At 46.1% G+C, this 19,753-nt stretch carries 19 protein-coding genes; 6 read left to right on the forward strand and 13 right to left on the reverse strand.

Annotated features, from left to right (window positions below):
• Positions 1-106 precede the first annotated feature (106 nt).
• Positions 107-808 carry a UMP kinase gene (pyrH, locus tag ACSAZK_RS11575; protein ID WP_440954286.1) on the reverse strand — a complete coding sequence of 234 codons (702 nt, stop codon included), beginning with the start codon at positions 806-808 and terminating at the stop codon, positions 107-109.
• A 201-nt stretch (positions 809-1,009) separates the two neighbouring features.
• Complete coding sequence (locus tag ACSAZK_RS11580; protein WP_440954287.1) at positions 1,010-1,171, reverse strand: hypothetical protein; 162 nt, start codon at positions 1,169-1,171, stop codon at positions 1,010-1,012.
• 222 nt (positions 1,172-1,393) lie between these two features.
• Between ACSAZK_RS11580 and ACSAZK_RS11585 the strand changes: the two genes are divergently transcribed.
• The 4 genes from ACSAZK_RS11585 to larC (ACSAZK_RS11600) all read left to right on the forward strand — a co-directional run bounded on the left by ACSAZK_RS11585 (position 1,394) and on the right by larC (ACSAZK_RS11600) (position 6,250).
• Positions 1,394-3,172 carry a hypothetical protein gene (locus ACSAZK_RS11585; RefSeq protein WP_440954288.1) on the forward strand — a complete coding sequence of 593 codons (1,779 nt, stop codon included), beginning with the start codon at positions 1,394-1,396 and terminating at the stop codon, positions 3,170-3,172.
• A 261-nt stretch (positions 3,173-3,433) separates the two neighbouring features.
• Entirely contained in the window at positions 3,434-4,015 is a 582-nt protein-coding gene (gene larC / locus ACSAZK_RS11590; RefSeq protein ID WP_440957006.1) for a nickel insertion protein, read from the forward strand.
• Positions 4,016-4,176: 161 nt separating this feature from the next.
• The gene (gene larB, locus ACSAZK_RS11595) at positions 4,177-5,001 is read left to right on the forward strand and encodes a nickel pincer cofactor biosynthesis protein LarB (protein WP_440957007.1); all 825 of its coding nucleotides are present in this window, start codon (positions 4,177-4,179) and stop codon (positions 4,999-5,001) included.
• A gap of 58 nt (positions 5,002-5,059) precedes the next feature.
• Entirely contained in the window at positions 5,060-6,250 is a 1,191-nt protein-coding gene (gene larC, locus ACSAZK_RS11600) for a nickel pincer cofactor biosynthesis protein LarC (RefSeq protein WP_440957008.1), read from the forward strand.
• A gap of 79 nt (positions 6,251-6,329) precedes the next feature.
• Here larC (ACSAZK_RS11600) and nudC read toward each other — a convergent pair whose 3' ends face one another.
• The 9 genes from nudC to ACSAZK_RS11645 all read right to left on the reverse strand — a co-directional run bounded on the left by nudC (position 6,330) and on the right by ACSAZK_RS11645 (position 13,072).
• A complete protein-coding gene (gene nudC / locus ACSAZK_RS11605) occupies positions 6,330-6,977 on the reverse strand; it encodes an NAD(+) diphosphatase (RefSeq protein ID WP_440954289.1) in 648 nt (215 codons plus the stop codon).
• Positions 6,978-6,983: 6 nt separating this feature from the next.
• Positions 6,984-7,175 (reverse strand): hypothetical protein, encoded by a 192-nt coding sequence (locus ACSAZK_RS11610; protein ID WP_440954290.1) that lies wholly within the window; start codon positions 7,173-7,175, stop codon positions 6,984-6,986.
• Between the two features lie 500 nt (positions 7,176-7,675).
• Positions 7,676-7,915 (reverse strand): hypothetical protein, encoded by a 240-nt coding sequence (locus ACSAZK_RS11615; protein WP_440954291.1) that lies wholly within the window; start codon positions 7,913-7,915, stop codon positions 7,676-7,678.
• A gap of 132 nt (positions 7,916-8,047) precedes the next feature.
• Entirely contained in the window at positions 8,048-9,076 is a 1,029-nt protein-coding gene (gene asd, locus ACSAZK_RS11620) for an aspartate-semialdehyde dehydrogenase (RefSeq protein WP_440954292.1), read from the reverse strand.
• Between the two features lie 87 nt (positions 9,077-9,163).
• Positions 9,164-9,346, reverse strand: a complete 183-nt coding sequence (locus ACSAZK_RS11625) for an indolepyruvate ferredoxin oxidoreductase subunit alpha (protein ID WP_048181573.1) — start codon at positions 9,344-9,346, stop codon at positions 9,164-9,166.
• 473 nt (positions 9,347-9,819) lie between these two features.
• The gene (locus tag ACSAZK_RS11630) at positions 9,820-10,134 is read right to left on the reverse strand and encodes a hypothetical protein (protein ID WP_440954293.1); all 315 of its coding nucleotides are present in this window, start codon (positions 10,132-10,134) and stop codon (positions 9,820-9,822) included.
• Positions 10,135-10,471: 337 nt separating this feature from the next.
• Positions 10,472-11,542, reverse strand: coding sequence for a CobW family GTP-binding protein (locus ACSAZK_RS11635; protein WP_440954294.1), 1,071 nt, complete (start codon positions 11,540-11,542; stop codon positions 10,472-10,474).
• 488 nt (positions 11,543-12,030) lie between these two features.
• Positions 12,031-12,333 carry a hypothetical protein gene (locus tag ACSAZK_RS11640; RefSeq protein WP_048181566.1) on the reverse strand — a complete coding sequence of 101 codons (303 nt, stop codon included), beginning with the start codon at positions 12,331-12,333 and terminating at the stop codon, positions 12,031-12,033.
• Between the two features lie 220 nt (positions 12,334-12,553).
• Positions 12,554-13,072, reverse strand: coding sequence for a hypothetical protein (locus ACSAZK_RS11645; RefSeq protein WP_440954295.1), 519 nt, complete (start codon positions 13,070-13,072; stop codon positions 12,554-12,556).
• 1,082 nt (positions 13,073-14,154) lie between these two features.
• Between ACSAZK_RS11645 and ACSAZK_RS11650 the strand changes: the two genes are divergently transcribed.
• Entirely contained in the window at positions 14,155-15,150 is a 996-nt protein-coding gene (locus tag ACSAZK_RS11650) for a radical SAM protein (RefSeq protein ID WP_440954296.1), read from the forward strand.
• A gap of 1,172 nt (positions 15,151-16,322) precedes the next feature.
• Here the strand turns inward: ACSAZK_RS11650 and ACSAZK_RS11655 are convergent.
• Complete coding sequence (locus ACSAZK_RS11655) at positions 16,323-17,126, reverse strand: 2-amino-3,7-dideoxy-D-threo-hept-6-ulosonate synthase (RefSeq protein ID WP_440954297.1); 804 nt, start codon at positions 17,124-17,126, stop codon at positions 16,323-16,325.
• 145 nt (positions 17,127-17,271) lie between these two features.
• Complete coding sequence (locus ACSAZK_RS11660) at positions 17,272-17,790, reverse strand: deoxyuridine 5'-triphosphate nucleotidohydrolase (protein ID WP_048181551.1); 519 nt, start codon at positions 17,788-17,790, stop codon at positions 17,272-17,274.
• Positions 17,791-18,227: 437 nt separating this feature from the next.
• On the opposite strand from ACSAZK_RS11660, the gene ACSAZK_RS11665 reads away from it, so the two are divergent.
• Positions 18,228-19,676 carry an ABC transporter substrate-binding protein gene (locus tag ACSAZK_RS11665; protein ID WP_440954298.1) on the forward strand — a complete coding sequence of 483 codons (1,449 nt, stop codon included), beginning with the start codon at positions 18,228-18,230 and terminating at the stop codon, positions 19,674-19,676.
• The last annotated feature ends 77 nt before the right edge of the window (positions 19,677-19,753 follow it).

Raw genomic sequence — 19,753 nt, forward strand, 5'->3', positions numbered from 1 at the left:
TTTGATATTCTGTTTTTCGTGTTCCGGTTTTGATTTTTCCGGTATAGAAGGGTTCGGAGGGGATTGGAGGTGAAGGTCTTGAATCCCGCTCTTATTTTTCTGACTCTTATTTTCTGCTTGTAATCCAGGTCCCTGCAGAAATCGCGGATTTCTCTGCTGTTTTTTCGTCAAGGACTTTTTCAAGCAGGGCAGGGTCTCTCCCGTCCATTACCAGGGCGTCGAGTTTGCACCTTTCGATGATTTTTGCAGCCACAGGGTCTACCGGGGATTTTGAGCCCGCTTTCATCTCAATGGACATCACGATGTTGATGAGTTCTTCCGGAGAGATTATGTCGTATTTTACGGCATCAGGGTCACTGTTAGGGTCTGCGGAGTAGACACCGTCGATAGAGGTTGCGATTGTCAGCAGGTCCGCCCGCAGGAATTCTGCCAGGATTGCCGAGACTGCGTCCGTGGTCTGTCCGGGGGTGATTCCTCCCATGACAACGATTTTCCCGGATGTAAGAGCTTTTGCGGCTTCCAGGTAGCTTGCCGGGATTTCAGGGTGGGCAGCTGTTCCGAGGGCCGAGATAAGAAGCCTTGCGTTCAGACGGGTGATGTCAATGCCTATAAAGTCGCAGGTAACTTCGTCCGCCCCCACCGCGCGGGCAGTTGCTATGTAGTTCCGGGCAGCTTCCCCGCCTCCGGTTACCACTAGCAGTTTATGTTTTTCCGAAAGCTTTCTGAGAGCTTCGGAGTATTTTAAAAATCGATCCGGGTTAAGGTCTTTCGCAAGAATTGAACCGCCTAGGGATAGAACTATGAGCATGATAATCTTTACTCATTAACTGTATTTCGCTTTTAAACTTATCGATGCCCGGGGTTTTGGACTCCCTACCCTAATTTCCTAGCTTTCCTTTTTTCTTTATTCTCCTTCTTTCCTTACTGTCCTTTTTTCTTCATTCTCTTGATTTCCTCGCTCTCCTGATTTCCTCATTCTTCCGTTTTTCCCTAAATTGGGCTACAATGTCTAAAAAAGTGCCTTTCTGTCCTTTCCCACACTTGCCCTGAGTTTTTTCTTGAATCCCTTCTTTCCTTGAATCCCTTCTTTCCTTGCCTCCAAATTTTTTCCTGTATTTTTTTCCTGTATTTTTTTCCTGTATTTTTTTCCCGGATTTTTGTTTTTTCTCATGAATCGGGATTATTTTTTCTCTGATGCTTTTTTATGGGTTTTTCATAAGTTAACGGCGATACATTAAATCAATTTTATTTGTTTTTTGTATATTTTCCCTTCTTGTTTTTTAATAATCTATCATGTGTAACGGTGTTAATGCATAACTATTTACGGGAGGACTATCACACAATTTTGTGAATAATATATGTTTGGATTTTATAAAATAGGAGGTAACTTTTCTTGAATAACGAAGTCTACGCTGCTTCCATGGCGGCGATCTCAAGCATTCAGAACATAACCAATGACAGGATTGAAGCCCTTACAAAAGGGCACGGCATGACTAACATCGGGGCAATGTGTGCCGCAAACGCTATTGCAACCGAACTCTTCCGGGGCGCCAACATCCAGCTTACCGACGAGGACAGCGGCAGTCTTCAAATTGACCAGGTCCTTGAAAAGGGAATCGAAGCCGCAAAGGAAGCTGGGGCAAACCCTGCAAATGCAGCCCTTTTTGCCGCAAGTATCTGCTACTTTGCAGGTTCCAACGCCCAGGCAGGGGTCCCTGCAGGGAACAGGAAGATAGGAGCTCTTGCCCGTATGATCGCAGGTGCGGATAGGACCGGGGTCATTTCAGTCCCTACTCCCAAGTCCAACAACAAGGTATCGGGCTTTGCAGCGGTCCAGGCAATCTACAAAGCCATGGAAGAAGGTAAACTTACGCGGATCGACGGGCGCAAACTTCCCCTTGGCGTTGCCGGAGGTCCTCTCTACGGTCACAATACCCTTGGAGAAGACATCGGCTTCCCCGAAGTTGCCATGAACGCGGCAAAAGTCGGAACCGAAGCTATGATGAAGGCATACTGGGGAGCAGGAGTTTCCGCAAGCCCTATCATTTCTGCAATCATTGGAACAGCCGCATCCCTGGAAATCGTTCACCCTGACGCTTTTGTTGGGGCTGAGTACGGCGGTTTCTTCGATGTAAACAGTGCTTACCTTGCAGGAAAAGCTGCATGTGAAGTCGCAGGAATCCCTGAAAAGCTCCACATGAGGGGGACAGGCGAAGAGTACGACTCAGCCAGGCTTGTAGGAGACCTCGGAGTCATTATAAAGGACATCGGTGCCCCAACCGTTGTAGGGATGATGTCTTTCGGGGAAATGCTCTGTGCTTTCCAGGAATCAGTCCAGATAGGAGCCGGTTTCTCCGGGGGCCCGATTATGCCACCTCTCGGACACATGACCGCAGACTGTATCATCGCCCTCAGGGCTCTGATCAAGTGCGAAACTGACGTCGAGAAGGCTGCGGATATCATTGCCGAAGTCAAAAAGAATGAGTGGCTTGATCCCGAAATCGCAGCTGTTGCCCTTAACACCATCTCCAGGAAGACCGAGCAGGTCAGGAGAGGTCCGGTTACCCGCACAATGATCCTCGGGACTGACGGTGTGCGCTCGGCTGCAATCTTCCGGAGGGCTCAGAAGACCTATGATGCCCTTAAAGCCGGAAAGACCGTAGAAGATGTTGTCCGGGAAATTGATGTTGAGAGGAAGACAACCGTTGAGACCAGGGCAGCTGCCATGCTCGGAGCCATGACCGGGCACGAACTCAAGATCGAAATCAAAAAACTGGTAGGCGGAGCCCGCAGGGACCACCCGTTCACTAATTCCTACTACGGCTTTGACACCGATGCCGATGTGGACGTAACCGTAGACGGTAAGAAGTTCGAGCTTAAGGGGCTTGGGCAGACCGTGATCCCTGATGCCATTTTCAATGACAAGCAGGATATCCTGGAGGTAATCCCCCTGGCAGCTATTCCTGTCAGCGAACTGCAGCTCTCGGGCCACTCTATTATCAATATCACAGTGCCTGCAGCCGTAGCCGCAGCAATGAAGGTTTTAGAGCCAAAAGAAGCTTCAAAGCTTGCTGAAAAGGGTGGGAAAGCCGGTACTGCTGCAATCCCCGGAGCCCGGGAAAAAGCTTTCGACGTTGCAAAACTTGCAGTCCGGATAATGGACTCCATGTAAAATCTTTGAACATATCGCCAATCCGGAAAGGTTCATATAGTCGAAAAAAACCTGCCGCTGGAAAAGATTTAACAACTGAGAAATACTTAACAGTTTTATAAACTCTTTCCAGCTAAGGCTGGCTTAACAGCCAGATCAGGTTGTGGTCAGAGGCAACATTTCCATATAGGGGTGGCTCAGTCTGCCCTATCTGGTCTCTGTCCTTTTTCCTTTTCGCCTTCCCTCTTCCGGAGGCTGCCTGGAGGTCACGCTTTGCTCTTAATGACCAACGTTGACAATATTACATGTGACCAGGTGCCCTACCTGATCGAGGAACTGATGAAGCTTGGGGCTAAAAATGTGCATGTAGTGCCGGCTTTCACGAAGAAAGGCCGGAGCGAATATATTTTCCTGATCGACAGTGAGGAGGGGAACCTTGAGGTCCTTGCCGAGTTCATGGCTCTGGAAACCGGTACTCTCGGGGTCAGGATTTTGAAGACCGAACATTATCCTTTTGACTACGAAATGAGGAAGCTCTGCCTTTCTTTCAGGGATGAAAATGACCTGCCTCTTTGGGAAGGGGAAATTGCTGTAAAAATAGTTCTAGGAAAAGAAAAAAAGCCTCTTTCTGCCCGGGTTGAGTACGAAGAGCTAAAGGAACTGACAAATCGGGCAAGAGAAGCCGGCCTGAAGCTTTCTATGTATGAAATTAAGGAATTGATTGAAGAAAGGGCTCTGAAAGGCATAAAGGACTTTACTGTTAATTTCGAGGATGATAGCCTGGGACTGGACAATACGCCTTTGTCCCCAGTTTCGAAAAAACTGTGCTGTACGGATAAGACGAAAACTTGCTTCGGGAATTGAAGCTCGGTTTTTATCTTTTTTCGGGGTAAGGGTGTCTTTCCTGAATGCGTTTCCATTCAAGAAAAAAAATCATTTCTTATTCTGGAATATTTTTGTCATGAAAGGTATTATCAGAAAATGCCTGTTATCTTATAACGTCCACATCTTGGGAGGTGGTCCCTCTGGATCTAACAAAAGTTTTAAAAGATATCAAAAACGGAACAATCGAGCTTGAAACCGCGGAAGAGCAGATTCGGTCCATGGGTTTTGTGAGTTACTCGAGCATTGCGAAGGTGGATACCCACAGGAAAAGTCGGACCGGGATAATGGAAGCAATCCTTGCCGACTGCAAGGAACCCGAAGACGTCGTGGAGATTGCAAAGGTCCTGGTCGCCGAGAGCGGAAGAGCCCTGATAACAAGGGTCTCGGAAAAGCACGTTGAAGCTCTCATGAAAGCATTCCCTCCCGAAAAGCTTGAGTTGAACAGGCGGGCTCGCACCGTAGTCGTTCATGATGGAACTCCTTCGCCGGTCACCGGTGGAGTTGTTGGGGTCATTTCCGCAGGCACGGCGGATATCCCTGCGGCTGAGGAAGCCAGGGTAGTGGCTTCCGAGATGGGCTGTGAGACCGTTGCCGTGTATGATGTGGGAGTCGCAGGCATTCACAGGCTGATCCCCGAGCTTCAGAAGCTCAAAGCCAGGAACCCCGGAGCTATCGTTGTTGCCGCAGGAAGGGAGGGGACTCTTCCCACCGTGGTCTCGGGGCTGGTCGATGTGCCGGTGATAGGACTGCCTGTTTCCACGGGATACGGGGCCGGCGGGGGAGGAGAAGCAGCTCTTCTCTCAATGCTTCAGTCCTGCTCAATCATCTCTGTAGTGAACATCGATGCCGGTTTTGTAGCCGGGGCTTTTGCAGCCCGTATAGCGAATTTGATCGCAGCTGCTGCAGGAACCAGCTTTAAGAAGGAAAACAGGGATGAAAAAGAAGAATATAAAGCAGGAAAATAAAAAGCAGGGAATTAAAGAACAGGAATTAATGAATAGCAGAGCTGCAGGCAGGAATTTCATGAAAGCGTTGATTTTCAATCCTTTTTCAGGGGCTGCCGGGGACATGATCCTTGGCTGCACCCTTGACCTCGGGGCAGACCGGCAGTACGTCCGGGAATTGATAGAGGCTTCCGTAGATGTGTCCGTGGACATCCGGGAAGTTAAGAAAAAGGGCATAAAAGCCCTGGACGTCCGGATAGGGGTGCCGGAAAAGGAAAAAGTCCGGAAATACCCCGAACTGATAGACATAATTAAGTCCGCAAAACTGCCTTCCCGTGTGGAAGTAAGTGCTCTTGACATCTTTGCGAAGATGGCTGATGCCGAAGCTGCTGTCCACGGGTATTCAGACCTTGCAGACCTGCACTTCCACGAGGTCGGGCAAAGCGACGCGCTCGCTGATGTTATCGGCTCTTCGGCTGCGATCCATGCCCTTGGCTGTGACGCCGTTTACTGCACTCCTATCAATGTTGGCAGCGGAACGGTTGAATCTGCCCACGGGACTCTTCCGGTACCAGCCCCTGCAACCCTTGAGATTCTCAGGAACGGAAAGCTCTTTTTCAGGGGGGGCAACGTGAAAAAAGAACTGCTCACTCCCACCGGGGCCGCTGTCCTTTCCCATTTTGCAAAACCCCTGGAAACTTTCCCCCAGGGGAGAGTAATAGCGATAGGGTACGGAGCAGGGGATGCCGATCTGCCGGGGCCGAACGTGCTCCAGGGTATACTATCCGAGCCTGACTCCTGTCTTATTCAGGATACCATCGAGGTCCTGGAAACAAATGCGGACGACGTGAGCGGAGAAGTGCTCGGCAACCTCTTCGAGGAACTGCTTGCCATGGGTGCAAGGGACGTTGCGGTTATCCCCGCCACCATGAAAAAAGGCAGGCCTGCCCATGTCATCAAGGTTATATGCAAACCCGAGGACAGCTCGAAACTTGCCCGAAAAATCATAACCGAAACCGGCTCCCTGGGTATCAGGGTGATGCCGTCCCGGCACCGGCTGATCGCCGCCCGGCAGATCGAGCTGATCAGGATCGATGTTGCCGGAGAGGAGTTTGAAGTGGCTGTCAAGGTAGCCAGGGACTCTGAAGGGGTCCTGCTCAACATCTCCGCGGAGTTTGAGGACTGCAAACAGGTCGCAAGAAAGTCCGGGACTCCGGTAAAAGAGGTCATGCGGAGAGCCGAAGAAGTCGCATGGAAACTTTTTTCCTGAATTTCGATTCTAGCTGAACCTGGGGGGATCGTACTTAACCCGGGCAAATCAGGCCGGATCAATTTATCAGGTCAAATATTCAATCCAAGCTTTCAATAAAGTGGGCTATGATCCTTTTGGAAAGCCCTATTTTTGAAGGAAGAGGCGGAAGTTTTTCTACAGGGAACCAGCAGGCATCTTCGATTTCCTCATGGTTCACTAAAACTTCTCCTCCCGCATATTTTGCTGTGAAGCCCAGCATCAGGGTGTGAGGGAAGGGCCAGGGCTGGCTCCCGAAATATTTCAGGTCCTTTATGCTGACCCCTACTTCTTCCCTCACCTCCCTTTCTGCGGCTTCTTCCACGGTTTCTCCGGGTTCGACAAAACCAGCCACCAGGCAGTAGGCCCCGGGAGGAAATCGGGGAGACCTGGCAAGCAGCAATTCTTTTTCCCTTGAGATAAGTACAATTACCGCAGGTGTAACCCTGGGATAATACCGGGCTCCACAGTCAGGGCATTGCCTGGCCCGGTCTTCTTTTCTCAGGAATGTACTGGTTCCGCAGAAGCTGCAATACTGATGTGCCCGGTTCCATTCCATTACCTGGACAGCCATTCCTGTGACTCCCAGGAGGTCGGCTTTCAGCTTTCCGTAGAGTCGGGGGAGTTCCAGAAACTCCATGTTTTCCGGAGCTTCTACTTCCTCTTCCAGCTCAAGGGAATAGCAGGGTATGTTGTCAAAGGTCCCCAAGTACTGCTACCTGCAAACGGGAAGTTTTGATCTCTCAAGGTCCTGCTGGTATGGGATTTCCGAAACCCCTCCTGCAGGTTTCCATACAAGTAGCCTGCGCCTGCTGAAGGCGAAGCACAGTGGGTTTTTGTCGGGGGATTCCGGAGGTTTGAGCCCAAATGTGAACCTCCGGTCCGACAGGTGGAATTCCCTTTGCATAGCTATCGCTCGATGCGTTTCTGGTCCGGGAAAGTTTTTCCTTAAACAAAATTAAAAAATAATTCATTTAATATTTAATTCAGATTTAATGTCTAATTCACGCTTCAAATCGAAGTTACACTTTCTACCAATACTTATTTTGGTTTACATCCTTTAAGTCCCTTTTTATATTGACGGGCAATTATATCCTGCATTTCTATAAATCTTAAATCTGATTTCTGTAATCATGCCCGAAACATGATAAAAAGGATAGGATGTTAGAATGAGGGTCTGATAAGGTTTAAATCTGATAGAATAAGATCCAGATACGGTTTAAATCTGGTAAAATAAAAATTGGTTGGGATGAAGCTCTCTGCTCTGAGCTTTCCCTGGAGTGCAGGAGTTCGGTGTTTAGGCCGCTTGCGCGGCTTTGCAGATTGTGTTGTGGCCCACTTCGGTTTAGAGGGTACCTTTCCTGACCCGGCCTGCCGGGATTTTTAAAAACCCTGAAATTACCGTAATTATGAAAGAATTTTGTCCAGTAAGTCATCGAGCTTTTTGTTTTCCATTAATGCAGGCAATAATATTGACAACCCGATTATGACAACATTAAACACTAAAAAATCGGACGGAGCCATCGCCTCGTGTCCCTTTAATGTGCCAACTCTGTCAATGCCGTAAATTATCAGGTTGCCTGCTATAAGGCTGAGGCTGTATATCATAAAGAATTTAAAGAACTCCAGTGATTTTATTTTACTCATATATGCCCTACTTCCTGCAAATAAAGAGAATATTTCTCCACAACCAGAAGCGAATTACCAGCTGCAGAGAAAGTTCTGGCGGCATGCTCAGGAGCGCTGCCTGCTTTTTCCTGAATGCCTGTTTTTCCAGGATTACAGTTTTCCCATGGAGTGCAGGAGTTCCGCATTCAGGACACTTGCCCCTGCGGCTCCGCGGATTGTGTTGTGGCCCATAGCGATGTAGCGGATGCCTTCCCTGATCCTGCCAACGGAGACGCTCATGCCGTCGCCCATGTTGCGGTCCAGGCGCGGCTGGGGACGATCGACTTCGTCCCGCACGATAAGGGCTTTTGCGGGTTCTGAGGGGAGGTCTCCCAGTTTCGGGTCGAAGCTCAGGAAGGCTTCCCTTACTTCCTCGGGGCTGGGGTTTGCTTCCATGCCTGCCCAGATGGCTTCCGTATGCCCGTCAATTACCGGGACCCTGTGGCAGGAAGCGCTTACTTTTATGTCTGCAGGTGAGATTTCCGCACCGTTGAATTCTCCAAGGAGCTTCAGGGGTTCGGTCTCCATTTTATTCTCTTCGTTTCCGATGTATGGGACCACGTTGTCGTAGATTGCCATTGCCGGGATCCCGGCAAACCCGGCTCCAGAGATTGCCTGCATTGTGGCGACCTGGATTGACTCGAGCCCGAACTGCATCAGGGGTTTCAGGCTCACTGTCATGACGATGGTGGAGCAGTTGGGGTTTGTGATGATATACCCGTCCCATCCCCTGTTGTCCTGCTGGACTTCAAGGAGCCCCAGGTGTTCGGGGTTTACCTCGGGGATTACAAGGGGGATGTCTGTTTCCATCCTGTAGGCTGAGGCGTTACTTGCAACTGCAAAGCCAGCTTTTGCAAAGTCCGGTTCGACAGTGAGGGCAAGGTCTGCAGGGAGAGCCGAAAATACCACGTCGGCGTCCACGGCTTTTGGGTCAACAGGGACCACTTCGATGTCGGCCACGTTTTCCGGCATCGGGGTGTCAAGCCTCCAGTTTGCTGCGTTTTTATACGTTTTTCCGGCGCTTCTCTCGGATGCTGCAAGGGCTGTGATCTCAAACCAGGGATGGTTTGCCAGTGCTTCTATGAACCGCTGCCCTACAGCACCGGTGGCGCCTAAAATACCCGCTTTAACTGCTGCCATCTAAAAAAATACCTCCGTAGAGAAAGAAATAATTCGATAAAAATGAAAAAGAAAAATGGAATAAAAAATTATTCCAAGCTGATTGTTTTATTCTTCTACCTTGATTGCGTCATTCGGGCATGCTTCTTCGCATGCACCACATTCTACACATTCGTCCTGGTCGACGACTGCGATTCCTTTGTCATCGTCGAGGGTGATTGCTTCTGAGGGACATTCATCGACACAGGTTCCGCATCCGGAACATTCTTCCTCGTTAACTATTGCTGGCATATTTATTCACACTCCTTTTGTTTATCATTCGATATGTATTCTGGAAATTAGACAGGGGCGTTTTTGAAACTTCCATAGAATATCGAAAACTTAGTCATTACGCCATTACTCCGAAAAACATAAAAACTTATCGCTTTTTAGTAAAAAGCAAGTCCACTGGTTTGGTAGATAAAAGGTGCCGCATGATCTCTAAAATTATATTTCCTGAAGTATGGAATGAAATGAATAGAAATGAACGTATGGATTTAAAAGGAATAATTCACGGAACTGATAACCGGTATAAATCCATTAGGGCAATTTCATTAAGGTAATTATATGTAAGGAATTCAAAGAGGAATAAATCTAAAAAAGAATGAACTTTTTCCTTTTGTCTGTGCCTGGGGCTATTTTTCTTGAATTTGATTTCGATTTCCAGGTCCTTTTTTTCAGTACTCAGGCTTCAATTAGGGCTCCAGATTTTAACCCTTTGGCCCTTAAATCCTTAATCCTGACTCATGTACTGTAATTCCTTGGGGGTCCGTCAGGTGATATTTTCCCCCTTCGTCCTTAAGGATCCCTTCCTTGAGCAAGAGGTCCATGTGGTATTTATACATGAAGTCATTAAGGCCTGATTTCTCCCTTAATTCTTCTTTTTTTATTCCGGAAAAACCTACAATCCTCACGAGTTTTCTCCTCTCGGAATTAAGGGCGACCTTTCCCATCATTACATGGTCTTTTTTAACAGCTTCAGCTTCACTTGGCTCCTTCTCGGAATTTATGTAGGCTTCAAGTTCGTCTTCTTCTTGCATATCAATACTCCATATATTATAGAGTTTTTAATCATCATACTATTTCTGTTTTTTTAATTTACAATCTTTTTTTTTAGCTGTTTTTTCTCAAGCAGAGAAACTCTTTTGCAAAAACCCGGTATTTTGGCAAAGTTTTTTGGGATAAAACACTGACGTTTCTTCTAAGATCTCTGCTTTTTCAGGGGATATGAGTACTGAATGCTTCTGCTTTACTGGTGGTGGGGAAAGGTGCAAGGGTAGGGAAAATTCCTGGTCACAAGGTAGTTGAGAAAATCAGCTCAATGCTAATGGTGTTCATGTTCATGATGTTCATTTTTATGTTCTACTTTTTCAAAGCTTATTCCGGCTTCATGAGCGTGTTCATGTCCACTCTCGTTCCGTGTCCGTGTCCATGTCCTTTCTGCTCCATTTTTTCGAATGGGAGTCCTGCTTCCTGGAGTTTGTCTTCTATGGACCTTTCCACGATTTCCGTCAGCTCTTCTTTTGGGACTTTTGTGATTGCGGAAAGCAGTCTCAATTCGGGCTTTTCACTCTTCCGGTTCAGGACCAGCTCCACCTGAGGGGCCTCTTTCGAGGAGGTTACGCTGCCTTTGACCACGGATTCCGGGAGTTTGATGGAAAGCTTCACATGACCTATGAATCCTGGGTTTATTTCACTTACCCGGTTCCGGATATTTAGCAGGCTCTCTTCAGCAAGGACAATGCCTTTTTCCGGGTCAAGGGCGGAAGCCAGGGTATAACGGGTTGAAAACGTCGAAACTTCTGAGACTTCAATGGAGTTTTGTTTCTCTGAAGAGGGTTTTTCAAGTCCCGGAACTGCGAGGTGGCTCAGCAGGCTTTCGAACTGTTCGTCTCCTTTTTTTGCAGAGAATTTGAGGACCATGGCTTCGCTGTTCAGTTCCGAAAGCATCTTTTCCGTGGCAAGGACTCGCTTCCCGGGGGCTGTATCCAGCTTATTTATGCCCAGGATCTCGGCTTCCCTTATCTGGGTTTCAATAAACCTGGGGATCTCACTGACTTCGGTCCCGAAACGGCAGGGGTCTACCAGAGTCACCACAGGGGCAAAGGAAAGTTCGGAAAGCCCCATATTCTTGATTTCTTCCCTGATCTGTCCCGGGAAGGCTATCCCGGTGGGCTCGATGATGACCACATCAGGCTTGAATTCTTCTTCCAGGGTCTGGAGGGTGTATTGCATGCTGATTTTAAGTGTGCAGCAAATGCAGCCGCTGGTCAGTTCCTCGGTCGTGATACCGGTTCCCGATAAGGTGTCTCCATCAAGCCCGATTTCTCCGATCTCGTTTACTATGATGGCAATCCGCTTTCCCGAATCGCTAAGCTGCCTGCTGAGTTTCAGTATGGTGGTGGTTTTCCCGCTTCCCAGAAAACCTCCTATGATCATTACTTTCATTGTTTTTCCTTCCTTTCGTTGTTTTTTGTAAAATGGAATGTGTAAACAGAATTTTGTAATTCAATTTAGTGTAAATGGATTAATTCGGAGATTTTATATTAAATGTTAACGACGTGTACTATTACTAAATGAATATATTTACCAATATATAAAATATACAGACTCTTCTTCATAACACCTATTTCTTCTGACCTAATATTCCCTATCTGGTCATTTTTTAGTTTCCAGGAACGGATTAAGAAGAACATAGGGATACATTTTGATAGTCAACAGCTTAGGCGTAACTGGCATGTGGAAGGTTCTAATTCCCTTCTTGTTGTGCGCAGGCTACCAGAGTTTCTGCATGAGATACTTCTCCGCCCGTATACATCACCCCGAACCACCCTGGTTTGACAGGTTTTTGCGGGTACGGATTTCCGAAGAGGGCTTTCTTGCAGGAAATCACGAGGTTTCAGGCCTTTAAAAAGAGTTAATTTATTTAAAAAAGTTTAAAGTTTTGGAAGCACGTTCAGCCCCAGTTCGGTCAGTTTGTAAACCTCTTTTTCATCCTGAAAAATAAAATCTGCGTTTATCAGGACCTCAGTATGGAATTTCAAAGTGGCTTCATCGAGGCCGGTTTCGTTCAGGAGTTCTTCTTTTGTCTTCCCGAGGAAACATATCCCGCGGACGATGTCCCTGCGTACTGGATTGGAGGCCGCATTGTATGTCCTTTCACACTTCTCCTGCAGCAGTTCTTCTTCCGTTTTTTCCTGTGAGTCGAGAAACAGGTCAATTTCGTCTTTTTCTTCCATAGTTTGGGCCACCCTGTAACAATAAAGTTATCATATCTTTGAAGATTGGAAGGGTTAATTTTATAATTATTTTGAGATCAATTTTATAGGCATTTTGAGGCCATTTTATATGTATTTTGTTTTTTCAGGCTTCTTGCGTCCTGATATCCCTTTTTCAGGTTTGTTCCCTGGCTGAAGGGCTTTTCATTCCGGAAAGTTTGCTTGAAAAATGATTTTTTGCTTATTCCGCGGAAAGTTCATCGATGATTGCGGAGTATTCTTCTGCAACGCTTCGGATAGTTTGTTCCTTCTCCTCAAACTCTGCAGTTTCCCCTTTAGATATTGATTCAATATATTCACCAAGGTAGCTTTTGAACTTAGTTACTTCCCCGTGGAGAGCTTTGTTGAAATACTTGCTTTTGTCTTTCATTAACTGTTCTATTCCTTCTATGTCCCCCCGGATAAAACCTTCAAGTTTTTCATAATTGAGCTTTCCGGCCTCTTCGGAAATCTCCATGTGGAATGTTGGGTTAGTGATGGCAACTTTCAAAAGTATCATAAAATTTTCCCTGTCTTCAGGATCCACTTTGATTGCATCATACCAGCTAACTATTGTTTCTGCAACTTTTTCTGCCTCAAATTTCTCATCAGTTTCCATGCACAGGTATTCTAGGAGAGGTGATAGATATAACTTATTATTTCTCTGCAGTAATAAATAAGAATTCCTAATTTCTTCAATAAGAATTCCTAATTTCTTCAATAAGAATCCCTAATTTCTTCAATAAGAATTCCTAATTTCTTCAATAAAAATTCCTGATTTCTTCAATAAAAATTCCTGATTTCTTCAATAAAAATTCCTAATTTCTTCAATAAAAATTCCTAATTTCTTCAATAAAAATTCCTAATTTCTTCAATAAAAATTCCTAATTTCTTCAATAAGAATTCCTAATTTCTGTAGATCTTATGGTAAGATTAGGCTCCGGTATAAAAGATCATTATTCAGTTATTATAGAAAATATTCTGGTTTAGTTCTGAAAAAAAAGAAAAGTTTGCATTCCCATCCAAGAAAACCTGGAAGCTTCGAACGGCGTTTAATGAGTCTTTTTATTCTGGGAAGAGATACAAAGGTATTGGACTCTTTGTGCTGCGCGTCTTTTGCTTTTTGTCTTGTCTGTTCACTTATCCCTGTGTGTTTTTGTCCCTAATGTCCCTATTTTTGTCCCTTGTGGAGTAATATTTAGTTAGCGGGGTTGTGAGGGATGAGAATGCAAGATGTACTATGTATACATCCTATATATTACTTTTGTAAATATATGTAGCACATAATGTTATTTTTATCCTCTTTAGTTATTCCATTCCTATGTTTTTAATGCAATATTCTAATATTATTGCATCTTTCTAACGTTGTCTTATTATCTTAATGATAAGTATATTATAATAATACCTAACTATCATTGATGTCCCTAACAATCTTTATGACTCTCTTTGATACTGTTTTTTTCAGTCTGAACTTCCTAAATGTAGGCGCTCTTTTTTTCCTGGAACGTTATGTGAATCCTCACCTGTTTTCATACGGGTGTATTGGAGTCTGGCAATAATTTTTAAAAGAATAAGGGTGACTATTCAAAGCTAAATATAATAAATAAGAGTTGTCACGAATACCTCTACCCTCAGAGACTGTCCGACAATTCAATTTCAGGATAAAACAGGAGATGGTTTCCCAACAGTTACTATTATATAATTGACAAAAATTATATACTTCCTTGTATAGAAATGGAAAACTGAGAAAGTACGAATTAATCTGTGAAAGTACGAATTACAAGCACTTTGAGGATCATTTGCATGCAAAATAAGCTCATGACTGCAGAACTAAAAGCTTTCCTGATCTCTATTGGTTCCGTTTCCATAGATCCTTCCCTTGTTCCCCTTGCTCTCGGGTCCACAGCCGGTCCGGGTGCCGGGACAAGTTCGGTTTTCTTCAGGTCAGGGAAACGGAGAGTCCGGCTCAGTATCAATAAGGATTCTCCCCTTTCCATTGAAAAAGTAGGGGGAGACGGGACTTTTTCCCTTTTTATGGAAGGGGAAGAACTGGTTCGGGGGACCCTTGAGCCTGCTCTTGCCCATTGCCCGGAACAGGCGTTTATTACCCTTTGCGAGCGTTGTATTTTCGACTGCAAATACTGTCCCGTGCCCAAACTCCAGGGCCATGTCAAGAGTGATAAGGAAGTCCTGGATATTGTGGACGATGTTTTCAGGAATGGAAACCTGAAGGCTATTTCCCTTACTTCGGGGGTTGAAAATTCTGTGCAGGGGGAAGTGGACCGCGTCCTCAAATTGCTTCCTGCTCTCAAAAAGTATAATGTGCCGATCGGAGTTTCGGTATACCCCACCGAAGGGTGCTCCAGGCAATTTTACGAGGCAGGGGTATCCGAGGTCAAGTACAATGTGGAGACGATGGATCCGGAAATTTTCAAACAGGTCTGCGGGGACCTTTCCCTCGATTACATCCTGGAAAAACTCGAAGAGGCTGTGGGGATTTTCGGGAAAAACCGGGTTTTCAGTAATTTCATTATCGGACTTGGGGAAAGTGATTCTGCTGTCAGGGACGGGGTTGAAACCCTCGCAAAACTGGGAGTAATCCCAATCCTTCGCCCTATAAATCCCCATCCCCTCAGGGCAGGGGACTGTTTTGCAGAGCGGCCTTCCCGGGAACGCCTCTTGAAACTTGCAAAAATGGAAAAAGCCATACTCGAAAAATACGGGTTGAACTCGGGACTTGCAAAAACCATGTGTCTAAGGTGTACGGGCTGCGACCTCGTACCTTTTGTAGACCTCTGAATGTCGGGTTGCCTTACATGGTTTATGTACCTGGTTTACGTACCTGGTTTACCCAGTCTAGTTGCGCCAGCCGAGTTGCGGTTCGGCATCAGAAAAATCTTTGATTTTTCTTTTAGTTGCGATGAAATCGCAACAGTGCGCAGTCCTTTTTGATCGTTCTGCTCCCTCGAGAGGACTTTTTTTCTTTTTAAGGCCCCATCCTTAAAAGAAAATTGAGGTTCGCCTGCATGAGCTTCAATTTTGGGAACTTATTTTCTAGTCGAGGCTTTCTTTAGAAGGCCTTTTGATGGTTCTTTTTTTGATTGCCTGGTTATAGTGCTGTTTTTTGCCGGGATTGCCTGGGCCATATTATTGAAAATTCCGGGGAATGCCATCCCCCTTATTTCTACTGGAAATTTTTTATGGTTTAATTATTTCTATGCTGGTACTTTTTCGGTTTCTATTTGTTTTATTCTCTTGTCTATATCCTTCATGCCTTGTCTCTGGTATTTTTGTTTTTTGATGGCTTGGGCTTCTCTTCCTGTTTTGTTTTTGTATTCGGGGTTTTCGGGTTAGTGGGGGGTTGCTTTACATTTTCCTGAATTCTTCCAGGTAGGGGGTTCAGTTTAATCTTTTTTCATTTTTGCGTTTATATATATAAGCTCCTTACTTCTACTGGAGATTATGTGTCTGGAGTCATTTGACTTGAGGCATATATACCGGAATTCCTTTTAGTAATCAATGTTGTTGTGAAGTCGGAGCTTTCGGGTTTGACAAACGTTTCCCCTGTTTAGGGGTCCACACCCCTCAGTTTCCATTGGAGTTTTTTAGTCTGATGAATCTACGTGACTTTGCGGATCACAATCCTGGGAATACAAAAATCAAAAATTAGTTTAAAAATCGAGTTATTGGAGGGGATAAGGGAAACTTGTGCTCCAAAGGTTTGAATGCAGTACGTTTTTATAATTCTGAAACTTAACCAAATTTCTTATCAAGGCTCATAAGTTATTTTTCTTATCAAATTTACAGAACACAGTTTCTTAAAATCCGCAACCCCTTCATTTCCACTGGAATAATCATGATAAATCCGATTTTAGATACGCCTGACTCCTCAGATTCGTTTGATTCTTCAGATTCTTATGTTTCCCTTTTTCCCAGGGGGCTCCTTCGGCCCTCCGTTCCCCTTATTTGCTTCAGGCTTTTTTATCTGCTTCAATAACTTCTTCCGCGCTCATCCCACCATGGACGAGTTTTGCGATTCTCCTGATGAGGTTTGTGGGGTCTTCTGCCTGGAAAACGTTTCTCCCTATAGCAACTCCCCGTCCTCCGGCCTCCAGGGAGCCTTCGATCATTTCAAAGAGTTCTCTGTCGGAGTTGACTTTAGGGCCGCCCGCAATGATCACTGGCACAGGGCAGCCCTTTACGACTTCCCTGAAAGTTTCCGGATCTCCGGTATAGTTAGTCTTGACGATGTCTGCTCCGAGTTCGGCTCCTATCCTTGCGGCATGTTTTACGACATCAACATCGTATTCCGAACGGACTTTCTTTCCTCTCGGGTACATCATGGCCAGGAGGGGCATTCCCCACTCGTCACATTTCCTTGCAACCTGCCCGAGCCCCTGTAGCATCTCAAACTCGTCTTCCGCCCCGATATTGATATGTACCGAGACCGCGTCAGCTCCTACCTTGATCGCTTCTTCCACGGTCGTTACCAGCACTTTGTGGTTCGGGTCCATTGCAAGGGAGGTCGAGGCTGAAAGGTGGATGATTAGGCCTACATCGTGCCCGTATCCCCTGTGTCCGTATTTGGGAAGGCCCATGTGCCCTAGCACGGCATTTGCCCCGCCTTCAGCTACCTTGTTGACCGTTTCCTGAAGGTTTTCGATCCCTTTGATGGGGCCTGCCCCTACTCCGTGGTCCATGGGGATGACAATGGCGTTTCCTGTGTTCCGGTCGAAAATGCGTTCCATCCTTACGGATTTACCGATTGTGCTCATGGAATGTCCTATATTGGTTCGGTAATATATACTTTTTCTATATATTTTTAGCAGTTTGTGGGTGCAGGGCAGAATTGGTTTTCCTGCCTGAGGCACAGGTTTACGGCTTCAGTGCAGGATGTCGGTTCTGGATTTTTACAGCTAATCATTGTTTTGTGTTTTCGTTCTGGTAAATCCCGGAATACCCTTCTTCCACTTCGCTGTCCAGGGTATAGAAAAGCAGTTGCATGATACGGGCGTCTTTTTTTAGCCTGAACCCTGCAAGGTTGTAGACTACCAGCATTGACTCGCTTCGGCCCCGGTACCCGGCGTCCCAGACTGCAGTTTCAAGGGTGGCTCCGCAGCGGATCAGGGTGGACCTTGGCTTTGCGATTGCGGCAAGATTTCTGGGGATGTTTACGATTTCATTAAAAAGGACTTTATATATCCCTTCGGGCAGGTGGACCCAGCCCTCCGTATCAAATTCCAGGGGACTGCCTCCGGGAAGTTCTCTTTCGGAGTTGTCAAAGTCCACAGCTCCTGCCCCTTCGATTGTTCTCACTTCCTTAAGGGTCATTTCAAGCCCGTTTGGCTGGAGCTGGGTTTCGGGATCGACGGTGTTTTCAAGCAGAGGTGGGTTTGCCTGCATCAGTTTTCTCAGTTCGTTGCTGGATAGGAGTGACATAGGGATTCGAATTGCGATGATTGCTTATTATAATTTCGATTCCTGAATTTTTAGTTTTATTCAGAACCAATATTCTGAACCGATTGATTTTTATTTTTATTTTTATTTTTTCTAATGCTGGACGATCTATTCACTACGATATGTGATATTTTTATTTATTGTTATTTTGTTTTGATCTTAATTATTTCTTATTTTATCATATTTTTTGTGACAAATAAGAAATTTAATATACTTATAACTTAAAGAGATTTTTTGTGATAACGGTGGCTGATATAAGAAAAATAAAAAAAAGTACGTCATTTATTGCATTGATTTTTGTTCTTTTATCCGTGCTTCTCATTTCCGGTTGTATTGATTCCACACAGACTGAAGTTTCTCACTCTGAAGAACTTCTCTCTAAGGCAGATGCTTCTGAAGTTCCTCGTGGGGAGCTAAGAATGGCCCTGATTTTCGGACCCGATGTTTCTCTTGACCCGGGGCACAGATGGGTGGGCTGGTACGTTCGGCAGGCAGGGATCTATGAGACCCTTTTTGCCTATGATGCGGACATGAACCTTGTCCCCGAGCTTGCAACTGGGTATGAACTTCTAAATGAAACTGCATGGAAAATCGATCTGAGGGCCGGGGTACGTTTCCATGACGGTACCCCCCTGGACGCCGATGCGGTGGTCTATTCCATAAACAGGGTCATGGGCCCCGAAAACAGCAGGCATACCCAGTATGACTTCATTGAATCGGTATCAAAGCTGGATGAGCTTTCCGTTCTGGTCCGGACAAAGGAGCCTTCCGCCCTGACCATTGCAAGCCTGTCCGATCCTCTGGTCTCAATAGTCAGTCCTGAAGCCCCTGATCTTGCACATGAGCCTGTGGGCACGGGACCTTTTAAGTTTGAGAGTTATGAAGAAGGCATGAGGCTGTCCGTGGTCCGTAACGAGGACTACTGGGGCGGGGATGTGGGGCTTGAGCACGTGACCATTGACTATGTTTCCGATCCTCTTACCCGTTCCCTCAAACTCCAGGGCGGGGATGTGGACATTGTCCGCGGGATTCCGGCAACTGAATTCGGCCTTATTGATGGCTCCCCTGAACTTGAAGTCGTAAGTAAGGAAACCCTGCGGACATGTTTCATGTATGTGAATGGCAATAAAGCTCCCCTTGATGACGTAAGGGTGAGGCAGGCGCTGAATTATGCCATTGATAGGGAACAGGTCGTTAACACCGCACTTGAAGGAGTCGGAGGAGTCCCTGCAAAGAGCGTGTTCCCATCCGTGCTTCCCTGGTCTGCCAACGAGCAGCTTGAGGGTTACCCGTATTCCCCAGAAAAAGCAAAGCAGTTGCTTTCCGAGGCTGGAATTGCCGATTCTGATGGAGACGGCTGGCTTGATTATGAAGGAAAACCCTTCGAGCTTTCCATAAAGACCTATGAAAAGCGGGCTGAGCTCAAACCCACTGCCGAGGTAATTGCCTCCCAGTTTGAAAAGCTTGGAATCAAAAGCAACGTGATCGTTCTGGAGACCGGAGCTTTGAGCGCTGATATGAGTGATGGCAACTACGACCTCGGCCTTTATGCCTGGGGAGTTGCACCCATGGGAGATCCTGATTATTTCCTTTCCCTGCATTTTGAGTCCTCAGGCATACATGCCGGTTGGACAGGTTATTCTAACGAGGAGGTGGATTCCTGGGTCCTGCTCGGCAGGACAACAATGGACCCCGTACTGAGGCAGGAATATTACGATAAGGTGCAGACCCAGGTACTTACAGATTCCCCGGAGATCTTTGTTTTCTATTACAGGGAACTTGTCGGGGAAACTACTAATGTAGGGGGTTTCCGGATTTTCCCGAATGAAATATCCTTCCTGACAAAGGACCTCTACATTGAAAAATAATTTTCTCAAAAACAACTTCCTCAAAAAAGAATCCACTTTAGACCTAAAGCGGAAACAAAAAGGGATATCTGCTGGAA

Origin of the sequence: Methanosarcina sediminis (genome assembly GCF_052056915.1) — an archaeon.
Lineage (GTDB): Archaea > Halobacteriota > Methanosarcinia > Methanosarcinales > Methanosarcinaceae > MTP4.